Annotated in this window: 15 protein-coding genes; 13 read left to right on the plus strand and 2 right to left on the minus strand. The window is 53.0% G+C overall.

What is annotated here, in order from left to right; genetic code table 11:
- Positions 1–5 precede the first annotated feature (5 nt).
- The 8 genes from pcrA to CCE92_RS01505 all read left to right on the plus strand — a co-directional run bounded on the left by pcrA (position 6) and on the right by CCE92_RS01505 (position 10,311).
- The gene (gene pcrA, locus CCE92_RS01470) at positions 6–2,222 is read left to right on the plus strand and encodes a DNA helicase PcrA (RefSeq protein ID WP_088005749.1); all 2,217 of its coding nucleotides are present in this window, start codon (positions 6–8) and stop codon (positions 2,220–2,222) included.
- A 15-nt stretch (positions 2,223–2,237) separates the two neighbouring features.
- Complete coding sequence (gene ligA / locus CCE92_RS01475) at positions 2,238–4,244, plus strand: NAD-dependent DNA ligase LigA (protein ID WP_088005750.1); 2,007 nt, start codon at positions 2,238–2,240, stop codon at positions 4,242–4,244.
- An 11-nt stretch (positions 4,245–4,255) separates the two neighbouring features.
- Entirely contained in the window at positions 4,256–5,374 is a 1,119-nt protein-coding gene (locus CCE92_RS01480) for a CamS family sex pheromone protein (protein WP_088005751.1), read from the plus strand.
- A 96-nt stretch (positions 5,375–5,470) separates the two neighbouring features.
- A complete protein-coding gene (gatC, locus tag CCE92_RS01485; protein ID WP_088005752.1) occupies positions 5,471–5,761 on the plus strand; it encodes an Asp-tRNA(Asn)/Glu-tRNA(Gln) amidotransferase subunit GatC in 291 nt (96 codons plus the stop codon).
- Between the two features lie 8 nt (positions 5,762–5,769).
- Positions 5,770–7,245 carry an Asp-tRNA(Asn)/Glu-tRNA(Gln) amidotransferase subunit GatA gene (gatA, locus tag CCE92_RS01490; protein ID WP_420913216.1) on the plus strand — a complete coding sequence of 492 codons (1,476 nt, stop codon included), beginning with the start codon at positions 5,770–5,772 and terminating at the stop codon, positions 7,243–7,245.
- Complete coding sequence (gatB, locus tag CCE92_RS01495) at positions 7,242–8,672, plus strand: Asp-tRNA(Asn)/Glu-tRNA(Gln) amidotransferase subunit GatB (RefSeq protein ID WP_088005754.1); 1,431 nt, start codon at positions 7,242–7,244, stop codon at positions 8,670–8,672. The genes gatA and gatB overlap by 4 nt, the downstream gene beginning before the upstream one ends.
- A 90-nt stretch (positions 8,673–8,762) precedes the next feature.
- Complete coding sequence (locus CCE92_RS01500; RefSeq protein ID WP_088005755.1) at positions 8,763–9,323, plus strand: thioredoxin family protein; 561 nt, start codon at positions 8,763–8,765, stop codon at positions 9,321–9,323.
- A gap of 73 nt (positions 9,324–9,396) precedes the next feature.
- Positions 9,397–10,311, plus strand: coding sequence for a diacylglycerol kinase (locus CCE92_RS01505; protein ID WP_088005756.1), 915 nt, complete (start codon positions 9,397–9,399; stop codon positions 10,309–10,311).
- A gap of 62 nt (positions 10,312–10,373) precedes the next feature.
- Here the strand turns inward: CCE92_RS01505 and CCE92_RS01510 are convergent, their stop codons facing one another.
- On the minus strand, positions 10,374–10,790 hold the full coding sequence (locus CCE92_RS01510) for an NUDIX domain-containing protein (RefSeq protein WP_088005757.1): 417 nt from the start codon (positions 10,788–10,790) through the stop codon (positions 10,374–10,376).
- Between the two features lie 235 nt (positions 10,791–11,025).
- On the opposite strand from CCE92_RS01510, the gene CCE92_RS01515 reads away from it, so the two are divergent.
- The 4 genes from CCE92_RS01515 (at position 11,026) to rlmD (ending at position 14,990) form a co-directional block, all read left to right on the plus strand.
- Positions 11,026–12,372, plus strand: a complete 1,347-nt coding sequence (locus tag CCE92_RS01515; RefSeq protein WP_088005758.1) for a cytochrome ubiquinol oxidase subunit I — start codon at positions 11,026–11,028, stop codon at positions 12,370–12,372.
- Positions 12,369–13,397, plus strand: a complete 1,029-nt coding sequence (locus CCE92_RS01520) for a cytochrome d ubiquinol oxidase subunit II (protein WP_088005759.1) — start codon at positions 12,369–12,371, stop codon at positions 13,395–13,397. The genes CCE92_RS01515 and CCE92_RS01520 overlap by 4 nt, the downstream gene beginning before the upstream one ends.
- A gap of 12 nt (positions 13,398–13,409) precedes the next feature.
- A complete protein-coding gene (gene cydS, locus CCE92_RS16360; protein ID WP_420913217.1) occupies positions 13,410–13,520 on the plus strand; it encodes a cytochrome bd oxidase small subunit CydS family protein in 111 nt (36 codons plus the stop codon).
- Positions 13,521–13,625: 105 nt separating this feature from the next.
- Positions 13,626–14,990 (plus strand): 23S rRNA (uracil(1939)-C(5))-methyltransferase RlmD, encoded by a 1,365-nt coding sequence (gene rlmD, locus CCE92_RS01525; RefSeq protein ID WP_088005760.1) that lies wholly within the window; start codon positions 13,626–13,628, stop codon positions 14,988–14,990.
- Between the two features lie 45 nt (positions 14,991–15,035).
- On the opposite strand, the gene CCE92_RS01530 is transcribed toward rlmD, so the two are convergent.
- On the minus strand, positions 15,036–15,539 hold the full coding sequence (locus CCE92_RS01530) for a hypothetical protein (RefSeq protein ID WP_088005761.1): 504 nt from the start codon (positions 15,537–15,539) through the stop codon (positions 15,036–15,038).
- 287 nt (positions 15,540–15,826) lie between these two features.
- Between CCE92_RS01530 and CCE92_RS01535 the strand changes: the two genes are divergently transcribed.
- On the plus strand, positions 15,827–16,694 hold an 868-nt coding region (locus CCE92_RS01535; protein ID WP_144390962.1), incomplete at its 3' end, for a hypothetical protein.

The raw sequence follows: 16,694 nt of genomic DNA on the forward strand, positions 1-16,694 counted from the left end.
GAAGGATGAATCAATTGGCGAAAAACTTGCTGAAAGGCATGAATCCTCAGCAGGCGGAAGCGGTGCAGCATACGGAAGGACCGCTTCTGATCATGGCCGGCGCAGGATCCGGGAAGACGCGGGTGCTGACGCACCGGATTGCTTACCTGGTGCTCGAGAAGGATATTTACCCATCTCATATTCTGGCGATCACATTTACAAATAAAGCGGCCCGGGAAATGCGGGAGCGGATTGACGGCCTGCTGGGCCACGGGACAGGTGAACGGATGTGGGTCTCCACATTCCACTCGATGTGCGTGCGCATTCTGCGCAGGGACATTGACCGGATGGGGATTTCGAAAAACTTTTCGATCCTGGACGGATCCGACCAGCTGACAGTGGTCAAAAATGTGCTGAAGGAATTGAACATGGATCCGAAGCGGTATGAGCCGAGGACTATGCTGAACGCGATTTCCTCAGCGAAAAATGAATGCATCAGCGCTAAACAGTTCAAGGAGAACATCACTGCCGGCAATCCGTACGAAAAAGCGGTTTCGGATGTTTACATGTCCTATGAAAAGCGGCTGCGGAAAAACCAGTCGCTCGATTTCGACGATCTTATCATGACCACACTGAATTTATTCGAACAAGTGCCGGAAGTGCTTGAATTTTATCAGAATAAGTTCCACTATATCCACGTCGACGAATATCAGGATACGAACAACGCGCAATACCGCCTCGTTAAGATGCTGGCGAGCAAGTTCAAGAATCTGTGTGTCGTCGGTGATTCCGACCAGTCCATTTATCGCTGGCGCGGGGCGGATATCATGAATATCCTGTCGTTCGAAAAAGATTATCCGAACGCGAAAGCGATCATGCTCGAACAGAACTACCGGTCGACGAAGCGGATCCTTCAAGCGGCGAATGACGTCATTAAGAACAATAAAAGCCGCTACCCGAAAGAGCTCCGGACGGACAACGATGACGGGCAGACGATCACGCTGTTCAAGGCAGGGAATGAACGGGAGGAAGCGCAATTCATCGTGGAGAACATGCAGCGGCTGATGCGGGAAGAAGGCTATAAACCAGCCGATTTTGCAGTGCTGTACCGGACGAATGCTCAATCGCGGATGATTGAGGAAATGCTCGTCAAATCGAATATGAGCTATACGATTGTCGGCGGGACCAAATTCTATGATCGGAAAGAGATCAAAGATCTTCTTGCATATTTGCGGCTTATCGCGAACAACGATGATGACCTATCGCTTGCGCGGGTCATCAATGAACCGAAACGCGGCATCGGCGGCACGAGTTTCGAGAAAATCGTCCGCTTCGCGATGGAGCAGGATACGACGATCATGGACGCGCTGAATGAAGCGGATTTCATGGGTCTCACACCGAAAACGGCAAAAGCGGCCGCTGCATTCCGGGATATGATCCGAGGATTCACACAGATGCAGGAGTACTTGTCTGTGACGGAACTGGTGGAAGAAGTGCTCGTGAAGTCAGGGTACCGACAGATGCTGCAGGCGGAAAAGACGATCGAAGCGGAGAGCCGGCTCGAGAATATCGACGAGTTCCTGTCGGTGACGCATATGTTCGAAGAGCAGAATGACGATAAGTCGCTTGTGGCATTCCTGACGGATCTCGCGCTTGTCGCCGATATCGACTCGCTCGGCAATGAAGGCGCGGACTCCTCCGAAGGGCAGATTGTGCTGATGACCATGCATGCCGCAAAAGGGCTTGAGTTCCCAGTCGTCTTCATCATCGGCCTGGAAGAGAACGTGTTTCCCCATTCCCGGTCCATCCACGACGAAGACGAAATGGAAGAGGAGCGGCGTCTCTGCTATGTCGGCATCACACGCGCCGAACAGCGGCTGTATTTGTCGCATGCAACGAGCCGCACGCTATTCGGCCGCAGCAGTTACAATATGCCGTCACGGTTCCTGAATGAAATCTCGGCCGACCTCCTGGAACCGGCAGGCGCCCAGCGCAGGCCGGCTCCAGGAGTCCGTGCAGCCCAGCAGAGGAGGGCGCCGGTAAGGAAACCGGTACCGGCCGGTTCAGGGAGCGAAAAGCTGAGCTGGCAGCCCGGAGACAAAGCGCAGCATAAGAAGTGGGGTACCGGCACAGTGGTCAGCGTGAAAGGGGAAGGGGACCAGATGGAACTGGACATCGCTTTTCCGAGTCCGACCGGCCTGAAACGGCTGCTTGCCAAGTTCGCCCCTGTTGAAAAAGTTTGATGTGGAGGGTCGCCAATGGACCGATTGCAGGCAGAACAGCGAGTTGAACAGCTGAATACCCAGCTGAGGGAATACGGCCATGCGTACTATGTGCTTGATAAGCCGGCAGTGCCCGATGCTGTCTATGATCAGCTGCTGAATGAACTGATTGAACTTGAAACGCAATATCCGGACCTTGTTTTTCCTGATTCACCGACACAGCGGGTCGGCGGTCAGCCGCTGGAAGGATTCAGCAAGGTGACGCATGCGTACCCGATGCTGAGTCTTTCCAACGTATTCGGCGAAGAAGATCTTCGGGAATTCGACCGGCGCGTCCGAAGCGGCGCATCGGGAGAGATCCGGTATGTATGTGAATTGAAAATCGACGGTCTCGCCGTGTCACTCCTGTATGAAGACGGAAGACTCGTCCGGGGAGCGACCCGCGGCGACGGCCGGATCGGGGAAGACATTACCGCCAATCTCCGGACGATCCGTTCCGTGCCGCTGCGGCTGAATGAACCGGCCACCATCGAAGTGCGCGGGGAAGCTTATATGCCGAAAAAATCATTCCATCAGCTGAACCTTGATCGGGAAGCGCGGGGGGAAGAACTTTTCGCCAATCCGAGAAACGCCGCTGCGGGCTCCCTGCGGCAGCTGGATCCCAAAATCGCCGCAAGCCGGAATCTGAGTGTCTTTGCTTATGGAATCGGCGGAGATGGCAGTGATCTGCCGGTCGTCGGCCATGAAGACACGCTCCGCTACCTTGAAAAGCTCGGACTCAGGATCAATCCTGAACGGGAAGTCTGCAGCAGCGTGGAAGAAGTGCAGGCTTATATAGAAAAATGGACGGAGAAACGGAACGACCTTTCGTACGAAATCGACGGGATCGTCATTAAAGTGGATCTGTATGAACAGCAGGAAGAACTCGGCTTTACAGCCAAAAGTCCGCGTTGGGCGACCGCTTATAAATTTCCGGCGGAAGAAGTGGTCACGAAACTGCTGGATATCGAGCTGAGTGTCGGCCGGACAGGCGCCGTCACGCCGACTGCGATCCTGGAACCGGTCCGGGTGGCCGGCACGACTGTCCAGCGGGCTTCGCTTCATAATGAGGACCTGATCCGTGAGAAAGATGTGCGGATCGGGGACCAAGTGATCATACGGAAAGCGGGTGACATCATTCCGGAAGTGGTCGCCTCGTTGATTGAACAGCGCGAAGGGACGGAAGAGCCGTTCGTGATGCCTTCGGAATGTCCCGCATGCGGCAGTGAACTTGTCCGGATCGAGGGGGAGGTCGTCCTCCGGTGCGTCAATCCGAAGTGTCCGGCGCAGATTACAGAAGGCCTGATCCACTTCGTCTCCCGCAATGCGATGAATATCGAGGGTCTCGGGGAGAAAGTGGTCGAACAGCTCTACCGGGAAGGCCTCGTGAGCGACGTGTCGGATTTGTATGAACTGACGAAAGAACAGCTGATGGGACTTGAGCGGATGGGCGAGAAATCAGCTTCGAACCTGATGGCCGCCATCGATGCTTCCCGATCCAATTCCATGGAACGGCTGCTGTTCGGGCTCGGTATCCGGCATGTCGGGGAAAAAGCGGCCCGTATCCTGTCTGAAGAATTCGGTTCGTTTGACCGGCTGATGACCGCTTCGCTTGAAGAACTGACGGCTGTCCACGAAATCGGCGACAAAATGGCGGATGCGGTCGTCACTTATTTCGATAACGAAGAAGTGCGGGCGCTGATCGGCCGGCTGCAGGAAAGAGGCGTCAACTTGTCGTATACCGGAAAACGTGTCCGCCTGGCGGAAGGGGAAACAGTGTTTGCGGGTAAGACGGTCGTCCTTACAGGCAAGCTGGAAACGCTGAGCCGCGGTGAGGCGAAAGAGCGGATTGAATCGCTCGGCGGCAAAGTCTCCGGCTCCGTCAGCAAAAGGACGGACCTCGTCATCGCTGGTGAAGAAGCAGGCTCGAAGCTTGAAAAGGCCGAATCGCTCGGTATCGAAGTGTGGGATGAACAGCGGTTTATGGAACAATTCAACGATTGAGAGGAACGAATATGAAACGGATCTGGTGCATACCGGCACTTGCGCTGCTGCTTTCAGGGTGCGTCCCGTCAGAAGAAGCGGAAACCGTGGAAAACGAAGAGGCGGAGACGGCGCTCATCCCGAGCATCCAGCTGGATGAACAGTATTACCGGACGCTGCTGCCTTACAAGGAAAGTGCAGCGAGGGGGATGATCGTAAACCGGCTGAATACGCGCTATGATATTGAAGAAGCGGGCACTGGCCTGATGCGTCTTGCGCAGCGGCAGTTTTCACCTGATGATTATTATTTTCAGGAAGGACAGCAGCTGACAGCGGATGAAATCCGTGCTTGGCTCGGCCGGAAGTCCGCCGATAATCCAGAGGGGCTGAATCCGGCGGATGAACGGACTGCTGAGCAGAAAGAGGGAGGCACCGCTCCCCCGCCGGAAGTGCTTGCCCACATCATTGAGCAGAACTACTTGGTGAAGACCGATGAGGACACCATCAGCCTGGGCGGTATCGCCATCGGTCTCGCGCTGAATTCGGTCTATTACAGCAAGGATGGCAGCCGTTCGGCTGAAGAATCGATTCCTGAAAATGAGCTGACGGAAGCGGGGAAGCGCATAGCGGATGAAGTGGCCAAGCGGCTCCGGCAGAAAGAGGGGCTCGCCGATGTGCCGATTGTAGTGGGCCTGTTCCGGCAGAATGAGCGAAATGCGATTGTGCCAGGGTCTTATATCGCCGTCGGCACCGTTCCGCCCGGAAAAACCGAGGCAGGGAATTGGCAGCCGGTCCAGGAAGAGCACATCATCTTCCCGACTTCCAACCCTGCAGAAAAGTATCGGGAGACGGATACCGCATTCCGGAATTTCGAGCAGGATGTCCAAGAGTATTTTTCCGATTTCACGAGCGTGGTCGGCACAGGGTACTATGAAGGGGAAGCTCTCCGGGAACTGAAGATCGAAATTCCAGTCCAGTTCTACAGCGCGACAGAAGTCATCGGCTTCACTCAATATGTCACCGGTCTGTTAGGGGACCATTTCCAGAACAACGCACTTATTGAAATCAGTATCGTTTCCGCTAACGGGCCTGAAGCGCTCGTTGTCCGTGAAGCAGGAGCGGCAGAGCCGGATGTGCATATATACAGGTAAGCATGAGGAACCGCCTGCCAAGGCGGTTCCTGTTCTTTTTGGCGAAAAAATGATATGATAACCGGTATGGTTCAGATACCCGGAGGTGTAGAAAACATGGCGAAAATCACGAAAGAGAAAGTGACGGAAGTGGCGCATCTCGCGCGTCTTGCGATATCAGAAGAGGAAGCGGAGCACTTTGCCGAGCAGCTCGAAGAAATCACGAATGCGATGGAACTTCTGAACGAATTGGACACATCCGAAGTCGAGCCGACGACGCATGTGTATCCGATGGTGAATGTGTTCCGGGAAGACAAAGCGGAGCCGGGAATTCCCCGGGAACTCGCACTGAAAAATGCACGGGAGCATGAAGCGGGACAGATCAAAGTTCCGACCGTGCTCGGCTGACAGGAGGAATGACGGTGAGTTTATTCGATAAAACAGCAGCGGAACTGCAGAAAATGATCGCTGCAGGGAATCTGACGATAGAAGAGCTGACAGCGGAAGCGTTTGCCCGCATTAAAGCGCTCGATCCGGACGTTGACGCGTTTCTGAAGCTGAATGAAGAGCAGGCGGCAGAACGCGCACGGGAACTGGACCGGCAGCCGGCGGAAAACCGGGGCCCGCTGTTCGGCATGCCGATCGGCGTGAAGGACAATATTGTGACAGAAGGCATCGAAACGACGGCTTCAAGCCGGATCCTGGAAGGATTCATGCCGATTTATGATGCAACCGTCGTCCGGAAACTGAAGGATGCCGGGATGGTCATAACCGGCAAACTGAATATGGACGAGTTCGCGATGGGGTCCTCAAATGAGAATTCCCACTACAAAACGACAAAGAATCCCTGGAATTTGAAAACCGTTCCGGGCGGATCTTCCGGCGGCTCGGCTGCAGCAGTGGCTGCCGGAGAAGTCCCGTTCGCACTCGGATCGGACACAGGCGGTTCCATCCGCCAGCCCGCCGCTTTTTGCGGAGTGGTTGGAATGAAGCCGACGTACGGCCGTGTTTCCCGCTTCGGTCTTATCGCTTTCGCGTCCTCACTCGATCAGATCGGCCCGGTCACGCGGACAGTCGAAGACAACGCGCGGCTTTTGCAGGTGATTTCCGGACATGACGAGCATGACTCGACTTCTGCCGATGTGGAAGTCCCGGATTTTTCGGCGGCGCTGACAGGCGACATCAAAGGTCTCCGGATCGGTGTGCCGAAAGAGTATTTTGCTGAAGGGGTCAGCGAAGAGGCGAAAAAAGCTGTAAGGGAAGCTCTGCGTGTGCTCGAAGAAAAAGGGGCGGAATGGGAAGAAGTCTCCATGCCGCATTCCAAATATGCACTCGCGACTTATTATCTGCTCGCTTCTTCGGAAGCTTCATCGAATCTGGCGCGATTTGACGGCATCCGCTACGGTTATCGGACAGAGCAGGCTGAGAATCTTCTGGATTTCTACATGAAAACCCGGGCGGAAGGCTTCGGTGATGAAGTGAAACGGCGGATCATGCTCGGTACCTATGCCCTCAGTTCCGGTTACTATGATGCCTACTACAAAAAAGCGCAAAAGGTCCGCACACTCATCAAGCAGGATTTCGATAAGGTGTTCGAAAGATTCGACGTCATCATCGGGCCGACGACGCCGACGCCTTCATTCAATATCGGGGAAAAGATCGATGATCCACTGACGATGTATGTCAACGACATTTTGACGATTCCGGTTAATCTGGCCGGCGTGCCGGCTATTTCCGTGCCGTGCGGATTTGAAAACGGACTGCCGCTCGGCCTTCAGATCATCGGCCGGCCGTTTGATGAAGAGACTGTCTACCGGACGGCGCACGTATTCGAACAGGCGACGGATTTCCATAAACAAAAGCCCGGGCTCTGGGAGGTTGCTGCGAAATGAATTTTGAAACGATCATCGGTCTTGAAGTACACGTGGAACTGAAAACGGATTCCAAAATGTTTTCACCGTCTCCAGCGCATTTCGGAGCGGAACCGAATACGAATACGAACGTCATCGACCTCGGCTATCCAGGTGTCCTGCCGGTCGTCAATAAACGCGCCGTCGAATTCGGAATGCGCGCCGCGCTGGCGCTGAACTGCGAAATCGCGCGGCATACGAAGTTCGACCGGAAAAATTATTTTTACCCGGATAATCCGAAAGCCTATCAAATTTCACAGTTCGATGAGCCGATCGGTGCAAATGGCTGGCTGGAAATCGAAGTCGGCGGCAAAAAGAAACGGATCGGTATTACCCGGCTCCATCTGGAGGAGGATGCCGGCAAGTTGACACATACAGGGGAAGGCCATTCCCTGGTCGATTTCAACCGCCAGGGAACACCGCTGATTGAAATCGTTTCAGAACCGGACATCCGCACACCTGAAGAAGCTTATGCCTATCTGGAAAAAATCAAATCGATCATCCAGTATACCGGCGTTTCCGACGTCCGGATGGAAGAGGGGTCGCTGCGGTGCGACGCAAACATTTCCCTCCGCCCATACGGACAGGATGAATTTGGCACGAAAACCGAACTGAAGAACTTGAACTCGTTCAACTACGTCCGGAAAGGGCTGGAGCATGAGCAGACGCGCCAGGAAGAAGTCCTGCTGTCCGGCGGTATCATCCGCCAGGAGACCCGGCGCTACGATGAGTCGACAGGAAAAACTGTTCTTATGCGGGTGAAGGAAGGTTCCGACGATTACCGTTACTTCCCGGAGCCGGACCTGCTGGACATCATCATCGACGACGCATGGATCGAAAAAGTCCTTTCTGAGATTCCGGAACTTCCGGATGCCAGGAAAGAACGCTATGTGACGGAACTCGGACTGCCGGCGTATGATGCGGCGGTACTGACGCTCGCGAAATCAATGTCGGACTTCTTCGAAGCGGCGGTCGATGCGGGCGCGGATCCGAAACTTGCGGCCAACTGGCTGATGGGGGACGTTTCGGCGTATCTCAACTCCGAGCAGAAGGAAATCGATGAGACGAAGCTGGAACCGAAAGAGCTGGCTTCCATGATCCGGCTCATCGAAGATGGCACAATTTCTTCAAAGATCGCCAAGAAAGTATTCCGTGAACTGATTGAAAAAGGCGGCAGCGCGGAAGCGATTGTGAAGGAGAAAGGCTTCGTCCAGATTTCGGATGAAGGGGAGCTGCTGAAGATGGTGACAGAGACCCTCGACGCCAACCCGCAGTCGATCGAAGACTTCAAGAACGGCAAGGACCGGGCAATCGGTTTCCTTGTCGGTCAGATCATGAAAGCGACGAAAGGACAGGCGAATCCGCCGCTCCTCAACAAACTCATCCATCAGGAAATCGCAAAACGATGAATCATGCCGGAATCCCGAAGCGGGTTCCGGTATTTTGATTGAGTCCTTTAATCAAAGGGCGTAAACTGGAAGCAAAGGAGTGACGGCCAAGTGAAAACAGAACAGCAGTATTTTGAAGAAGCGCTGCCGCTTGAGAATTACATGGCGCAAATGGAAGTGCACCAGGAAAAATCCTATAAAGTTTATGAAAATTTCAAACTGCCGGAAGATGACGCGTTTTTCGCCCTTCTCCGTGAAAAGCGGCCGCATGTGCTCGCCATCACTGAAGACTGGTGCGGCGACGCCATGGTGAATAATCCGATCCTGCGCAAGGTCGCAGAAAAAGGAGATTTTGAAGTCCGCTGCGTTTACCGCGATCAGAATCTTGAACTGATGGACCGCTATCTTACGAATGGCGGCCGCTCGATTCCGAAATATATATTCCTGTCACCGGAAGGGGAAGTGCTCGGAACGTGGGGGCCGCGCGCGCCTGAAATCCAGCAGTTCGTAACGGAAGAGAGAGCAAAGCTTCCCGGCAAGGAAGATCCGCAGTTCGAAGCGCAGCAAAATATCTTCTACAGCGATCTGACGCAGCGCTTCGCCGAAAGCGAAACGTTCTGGGGATACGTATACCAGGACTTGCGGAATACTTTAATAAAAGCGCTCAAATAAGCGGATTCTGCAACTTTTCAGCTGTCTGAAGAGTCCTAGGAGTCAGAGAAAGCATAGGAAGGCTGAGTTTGTGATGAAACGAGCACGCATTATTTATAATCCCACATCAGGCCGTGAAATCTTCCGGCGGCATCTCCCAGAAGTGCTGGAACGTATGGAACGGGCGGGATATGAGACATCCTGCCATGCAACGACAGGGCCGGGGGACGCCATCCGGGCGGCAAAAATCGCGGTGCAGCGTGAGTTTGATACGGTCATCGCTGTAGGCGGGGACGGGACGCTGAACGAAGTCGTCGCGGGTGTGTCGGAATCCGAACGGCGGCCGAAGATCGGGTTGATTCCGATGGGGACGACGAACGATTTTGCCCGCGCTGTCCACATTCCGCGGGACATCGACAAAGCGATCGACATCATTACGGCCGGAAAGACGATTCCTGTCGATGTCGGCGTCATGAACGGGAACCGGTATTTCATCAACATCGCAGGAGGCGGAAGGCTGACCGAATTGACGTATGAAGTGCCGAGTAAATTGAAAACGGTGCTTGGTCAGATGGCCTATTATTTAAAGGGCATCGAAATGCTGCCATCCATCCGGCCATCGAACGTACGGATCGAATATGATGGAAATGTGATGGAAGGTAGTGTGATGATGTTTCTGGTCGGACTGACGAATTCAGTCGGCGGTTTCGAAAAACTCGCGCCCGATGCGAGTATTAACGATGGCAAATTTACACTGCTGATCCTGCGGGACGTCAACATAGCCGAATTCATACGGCTTGCGACCTTGGCACTGAGAGGGGAGCACTTATCCGACCCGAACGTGCTTTACGTAAAAGCAAGCACCATTGCGATCACTTCCGAAGAACGGGTCGTGCTGAATCTGGACGGCGAGTACGGAGGGGCGCTTCCGGCGGTATTTGAAAACCTTGCCCGGCATATCGATGTTTTCGTTCCGATCGATATGATCAGTGAACAGGACAGAAAATGAAATGGCAGAACACAGAAAACGGCAGCAGCGGAACCATTCCGCTGCTGCCGTTTTTTTCGCAGTCATAGCATGTCCACGGCATCGCCCTGGTCTTTGGCCAGCTTCGGCAAATCCCGGACGCTTTTCCAGCGGTACTGGAAAACCCGTTTGCCGCCGGGTTCTGTATGCTCCCACGCTTCTTCGCTTTCCCCGGTGTATTCAAAATGAAAAATGTTATGCTCGTAAGCCTTTTCAGAGTCTTTCGGGAAAATCATGTGCTTATGGAGTTTTCCGGCAAAGGTCAGGTCCTCCTTGGCAAGACCAGTCTCTTCTGCTACTTTCCGGTAGAGGGCATCAATGACCATTTCATCTTCACCGATTGTTCCGCCGGGCACTTGGACTCCCTGTTCGGGTTCACCTTTGTATTCAAAGATGAGTAATTCCTGGGTTTTATCATTTTCTCTTGTGATGTAAGCGTATACTTTCCGTCGTGTTTCCATAATACCCATCCTTTTTATAGTTATTTTTATAGAATACTAAAAATTTAAATAACAATCAACCATTATTTTCGGCCCTGTCACATCCTATTCATAATTAAGGACCGGACGGATATCTGCCGGAAGTTTTCACGCCGCCCATTGAGGTACAATTAATACAGATGGAAAGTGCCGGTCATGCCAGAGGAAGCTGACCGGCTGCTTCTTGCTTACTGATTCGCAGAGAGGAGATGCATAAATGGGCAACGAAGAGTCACTGTTCTTCAGCCGGCTGCTGACAGAACTGACACTGTCATTCCATATTCTCTATGCCACTATCGGTGTCGGCGTGCCGCTTATGATCATGGTCGCCCAGTGGGTCGGCATCCGGAAAAATGATGAGCACTACACACTGCTCGCCCGGAGGTGGGCGCGCGGATTCGTCATCACAGTCGCAGTCGGTGTTGTAACCGGGACTGCGATCGGGCTCCAGCTGTCGCTGCTCTGGCCGAACTTCATGGAGCTGGCGGGCAACGCCATCGCATTGCCTTTATTCATGGAAACATTCGCCTTTTTCTTTGAAGCGATTTTCTTAGGGATATATCTGTATACGTGGGACCGGTTCGAAGACCAGCGGAAACATTTTCTGCTCCTGATTCCTGTGGCGGTCGGCGCCTCGCTTTCAGCGGTCTTCATCACGATGGTCAACGCATTCATGAACGCGCCGGGCGGTTTCGAACTGGTGAACGGGGAACTGGTGGACATCAACCCGATCCTGGCCATGTTCACACCAGCCATGCCGACAAAAGTGGCACATGTCGTGTCGACTGCCTACATGACCGCAGCGTTCGTCCTGGCATCGATTGCGGCCCTTCGCATGCTGCGGGGATCGGATCATATTTACCATAAAAAAGCACTATTCCTGACCATGAAACTCGGTCTTGTGTTCGCTGTTGCGACTGCCATCATCGGGGATTTTTCCGGTAAATATTTGGCCGCATATCAGCCTGAGAAACTGGCTGCGGCCGAATGGCATTTTGAAACGGAAGGGAATGCTTCCCTCGTCCTGTTCGGTCTCCTGGATGGGGAGGAAGTCAAGTACGGCATCGAGATCCCGTATGCGCTCAGTATTCTGGCCCATGGCAATCCAAGTGCTGAAGTGACCGGATTGGAGGAATTTTCACCGGACGAACTGCCGCCGCTGTATATCCATTATCTGTTCGATCTGATGGTGACCATCGGTATGGGGCTTACTCTCCTGTCGTTCGTCTATGTTGCAGCAAAATGGCGCGGGTGGAAGTTCATTGAATCAAGATGGTTCAGGTGGCTTGTCGTCCTCGGCGGCCCGCTGGCGCTGCTTGCGATCGAATTCGGCTGGTGGTTCACGGAAGTCGGCCGCCAGCCGTGGGTCCTCCGCGGCATCATGAGAACGGAAGAGGCGGCCACGACGAGCGGGCAGGTGGACTTGATGCTGATTTTGTTCGCCGGGCTGTATTTGGTCCTCGGCATCGGCAGTGCGGTTGTGCTGACCCGTATGTTCCGCAGGAATCCGGTGGAAGAGGAACTCGCTGACAGGGCGGCCCATAAAGGAGGTGGCCCGGCATGACGCTTGAAATCGTCGGAATTTCTGTTTTGTGGCTGTTCCTGTTCGGTTATGTCATCATCGCAAGCGTCGATTTCGGAGCCGGGTTCTTTAACGCGTACAGCGCGTTTACTAATAAAGAGCATGTTCTGACGAGCATCATCCAGCGGTATTTGTCGCCTGTCTGGGAAATCACGAATGTTTTTCTCGTGTTTTTCTTTGTCGGCATCATCGGGTTCTTTCCGAAAACCGCCTTCTACTATGGCACAACTCTGCTTGTACCCGCTTCCATCGCAATCGTGCTGCTCGCCGTCCGCGGCTCGTACTATGCGTTTGCGACATACGGTGCGAGGATCAGCCATAGAGGTTACATTTACATGTATGGGCTTTCCGGCCTGCTGATCCCCGCTGCCTGGTCGACCGTTCTGACCATCTCGGAAGGCGGTTTCATCGACCTGGTGGACGGAGCACCGCGTCTGGATTATTGGGCCTTGTTCTTGAGTCCGCTGACTTGGAGCATCGTGGTGCTGGCGATCGCGGCGGTTCTCTACATTTCCGCAGTATTCCTCACCTGGTATGCCTGGAAAGCGGGTGACAGCCAGGCAACGGAGCTTTTGCGGAAATACGCGCTGATCTGGTCGCTGCCGACGATTGTGACGGCGACCGGGATCATCGTGGAACTTCGCGTGCATAACGAAGCCCACTTCGACAGCCTGCTGGATTTGTGGTGGATGTTCGCTTTGTCGTTTCTGCTGTTCCTTGGAACAGTTCTGCTGCTCTGGCGCCGGAAAAGCTACGGCTTCGCGTTTATCCTGCTGGTCGGGCAGTTTTTCCTGGCGTTCTCGGCTTATGGTGTTTCGCATTATCCGTACTTGCTGTATCCGTATTTGACGATTTACGACGGCTTTACGAATGAAGCCATGGCGATCTCGCTCATCATTGCGTTCCTCGCCGGCTTCGCGTTATTGCTGCCATCGCTGTATCTTGTGCTCCGGCTGTTCCTGTTCGACAAAGATTACGTACAGGGGAAATCGGATTATCATGCGTAAGGAGGCCGAAGTATGACAGAATTCCTGATTTTCGTCGCCCCGTTCCTTGTCCTGTTCGGTTCCATGATCGCCGGATTCTGGCTGGCAATGAAGGACGGACCGGTGACAAAAGACAGAAAGTGACGAACCGCCGCGGCAGCGCGGAGCCATGGATGGACTCGATTCCTGGAGAGTCTGTCCATGGCTTTTTTTGTGGTACGATAAGAGGCACGAAATGGAGTGAACAGAATGCATCCAGTAAGAAAAAACGACCAGCTGACTGTGCGGATCGAGGATTTGACCCATGAAGGGGCGGGAGTCGCGAAAGTGGAGGGCTATCCATTATTCATTCAAGGTGCGCTTCCGGGGGAAGAGGCGGAAGTGCATGTAGTGAAGACACTCAAATCCTACGGTTTTGCTAAACTGCTTGAAATAAAACAAGCTTCGCCGGACCGTGTCACAGCCCCTTGCCCGGTTTTTGACATTTGCGGAGGCTGCCAAATTCAGCATTTATCATATGAAGGCCAGCTTGCGTTCAAGAAAAAAGTGGTGAGTGACGCATTGGCCCGTCTGGGGAAACTTCCTGATGTGCCGGTCCTTCCGGTGAAAGGGATGGAAAACCCGTGGCGCTACCGCAATAAATCCCAGATTCCGTTCGGTATGCAAGACGGAGAGGTGGCGGCCGGCTTTTACAGGACCCGGTCGCATGTTATTGCGGATACAGATACATGTATCATCCAAAGCGAAGAAGCGGACCGGATCATGAGGGGACTGAAACACCGGCTGCTCAGTATGGGTATCGAACCATATGACGAAAAGACGCATACCGGTCAGCTGCGCCACGTCGTGGTCCGCAAAGGGCGTGCGACTGGCGAAGTGATGGTCGTCCTTGTCACCCGAAAGAAAAATCTGCCCCAAAAGGAGCGGATCAGCCAATTGATCCGGGAACTGGTCCCTGCAGTGAAGTCCATCGTTCAGAACGTCAACAATGAAAAAACGAACGTCATTTTCGGAAAAGAGACGCTGACGCTCTGGGGCACGGACGCAATCGAGGACCGAATCGGCGATGTCCGTTTTGAAATCTCCGCCCGTTCCTTCTATCAAGTGAATCCCGACCAGACAGAAGTGCTGTACAGGCAGGCACTCGAGTATGCGCAGCTGAAAGGCGATGAAACCGTGATAGACGCCTATTGCGGAATCGGGACGATTTCCCTGTTCCTCGCCCAGCAAGCCAAGGCGGTCATGGGCGTTGAAATCGTCCCGCAGGCGATTGAAGACGCCAAACGCAACGCGCAGCTCAACGGGTTCACGAATACGCTGTTCGAGGCGGGACCGGCGGAAGAAGTCATTCCCCGCTGGTATAAAGAGGGACGGAAAGCGGATGTGCTCGTCGTCGACCCTCCCCGAAAAGGCTGTGACTCCCACTTGCTGAATACCATTCTGGAACAGAGACCGGAACGGGTGGTTTATGTATCTTGTAGTCCTGCAACGCTTGCACGTGATTTACGGATACTTGAAGATGGCGGCTACCGGACGAAAGAAGTGCAGCCGGTCGATATGTTCCCGCAGACGGCCCATGTCGAAGCAGTGGCTTGGCTGCAGCTGGAAGAGTAGTACAACGCCCCGGGTATCTGTAATGGATGCCCGGGGCTGTTTGGTTTATTCCGGCACTGGACAAGAAACATTCGGATTGAACGGGGCAAAAGTGCCGCTTGGATTGTCTTCCCATACCCAAACGTGCAAAGAATATTCAGGTACAGCCCCAGGAGGGTCGAATTGCTGTCCGAACAGCTTTTCATTCGGATCCGCTGATAAGTATTCCACACCGATCAGTTTGAACCCGTTTGCTGTCGGTTCATAAAGCAGTGCTTCAGGATATGCGGGGTCAGCTTCCTCATCAACGAGTCCCGGATTCACAAAGTGGATACCCATACCTCCGAGACCGGGGACGGATACGCATTCCTGTGTGTTGATATATCCGGCTCTTATCGCCTGCTTTACACTATGGAACCGGGCAGTGGCTTTTTTGATCGTTACTTCATCAGCTTTGGAAAATCCCTCTTCATGATCTCCGCCTCCATGTGCTGAAACTGCCATTCCTCCTCCAAGCAACAGTGCAGTGATAGCCGTACTGCTGATCAGCCGATTTTTCCATTTCTTCATTTGAAAACCTCCTTTTTTAAAATTAATTTATCTTAACATTCAGAACATTTTTTGTCACAGTATATCGATTGATTTTTAGGAAATAATTCCATCGTACTGATTCAACTTTAATGAGGGATCTATCTGGTTGAATAGAAGAAAAATCATCCAGTTAAATAATTCGCAATCCTTAAAGAATCAAGGTGAAGCGACTTCAAAAATTTGTATGTTTATTCTTAAGTCCAAACGTCTAAACAAGTAATGTGACAGATATGACAGAAAAATAACAAGAAGGAGCTGAATACAAAATGAGTAAGCGAACGAACAAAATTTTACCTGCAGCATTAGCGACGACGCTGGCATTTGGAGCAGCTCCATTTGCAGTAAGCGCAGAAGTGGACCTGAATGCTCTGGATGAAACTTATCCTTCAACAGTGGACTGGACAGAAGAAGAATGGGATGTTTTCCTGGATGAAAACTTCGGCACAAGCCTGGCTGACTACGAAACCAATGAAGAACTGGCAGCTGACTTGGGAGAGCCGATCAATACAGACGATATCAACGCCTGGATTTCGGGCGACCAATCAAACGGTACACTCATCGAAGTGATGGAAGCGTATGATATCACAGGTGAAGAGCTTGGTGTTTTCCTTTCGGAAATCGATAACCTGGAAGATATCCACTTCGTCGGCCAAATTGAAGGCGCACTTGAAGAAGGCGGATACACTCCGGTAGTTGCTGATGAACCTGAAGCGAGCGAGGAAGAGCCGGAAGAAGATCTTATTGATGACGAATTAGCGGATGCGGAAATTTTCGATCCGGTGGATGGTTACGGAAACATCGATCCGGCTGAACTGGAAACAGTCTATCTTGAACCGCTCGGCTGGACACCGGAAGAGTTCAACGACTATGTATTAGCGGAATATGACATGGCGATCGCCGACTTCGCCGATTTTGCTGAACTTGAAGCGACAGTCGGACCGGCGGACGAGATCCTCACTGAAGAAACGCCCGCTCCGGAAGCGGCGGATGTAGAAGTGGATCTCGGCAACATCGAACTTGCCCAGCTTCAGGAAACTTATCTGACGCCGCTTGGCTGGGACGTTGATCAGTTCGCTGATTATCTGATTGAAGTCCATGATATGACTTTCACCGACTTTGCGGATTTCTATCACC

It is taken from the genome of Indiicoccus explosivorum (genome assembly GCF_002167005.1).
In the GTDB taxonomy this organism is placed as follows: domain Bacteria; phylum Bacillota; class Bacilli; order Bacillales_A; family Planococcaceae; genus Indiicoccus; species Indiicoccus explosivorum.

Bases quoted from the DNA above. Each gene is read 5' to 3' on its own strand.
- pcrA (WP_088005749.1), top strand. From the start codon at position 6: ATGAATCAATTGGCGAAAAACTTGCTGAAAGGCATGAATCCTCAGCAG.
- ligA (WP_088005750.1), top strand. From the start codon at position 2,238: ATGGACCGATTGCAGGCAGAACAGCGAGTTGAACAGCTGAATACCCAG.
- CCE92_RS01480 (WP_088005751.1), top strand. From the start codon at position 4,256: ATGAAACGGATCTGGTGCATACCGGCACTTGCGCTGCTGCTTTCAGGG.
- gatC (WP_088005752.1), top strand. From the start codon at position 5,471: ATGGCGAAAATCACGAAAGAGAAAGTGACGGAAGTGGCGCATCTCGCG.
- gatA (WP_420913216.1), top strand. From the start codon at position 5,770: ATGACGGTGAGTTTATTCGATAAAACAGCAGCGGAACTGCAGAAAATG.
- gatB (WP_088005754.1), top strand. From the start codon at position 7,242: ATGAATTTTGAAACGATCATCGGTCTTGAAGTACACGTGGAACTGAAA.
- CCE92_RS01505 (WP_088005756.1), top strand. From the start codon at position 9,397: ATGAAACGAGCACGCATTATTTATAATCCCACATCAGGCCGTGAAATC.
- CCE92_RS01510 (WP_088005757.1), bottom strand. From the start codon at position 10,790: ATGGAAACACGACGGAAAGTATACGCTTACATCACAAGAGAAAATGAT.
- CCE92_RS01515 (WP_088005758.1), top strand. From the start codon at position 11,026: ATGGGCAACGAAGAGTCACTGTTCTTCAGCCGGCTGCTGACAGAACTG.
- CCE92_RS01520 (WP_088005759.1), top strand. From the start codon at position 12,369: ATGACGCTTGAAATCGTCGGAATTTCTGTTTTGTGGCTGTTCCTGTTC.
- cydS (WP_420913217.1), top strand. From the start codon at position 13,410: ATGACAGAATTCCTGATTTTCGTCGCCCCGTTCCTTGTCCTGTTCGGT.
- rlmD (WP_088005760.1), top strand. From the start codon at position 13,626: ATGCATCCAGTAAGAAAAAACGACCAGCTGACTGTGCGGATCGAGGAT.
- CCE92_RS01530 (WP_088005761.1), bottom strand. From the start codon at position 15,539: ATGAAGAAATGGAAAAATCGGCTGATCAGCAGTACGGCTATCACTGCA.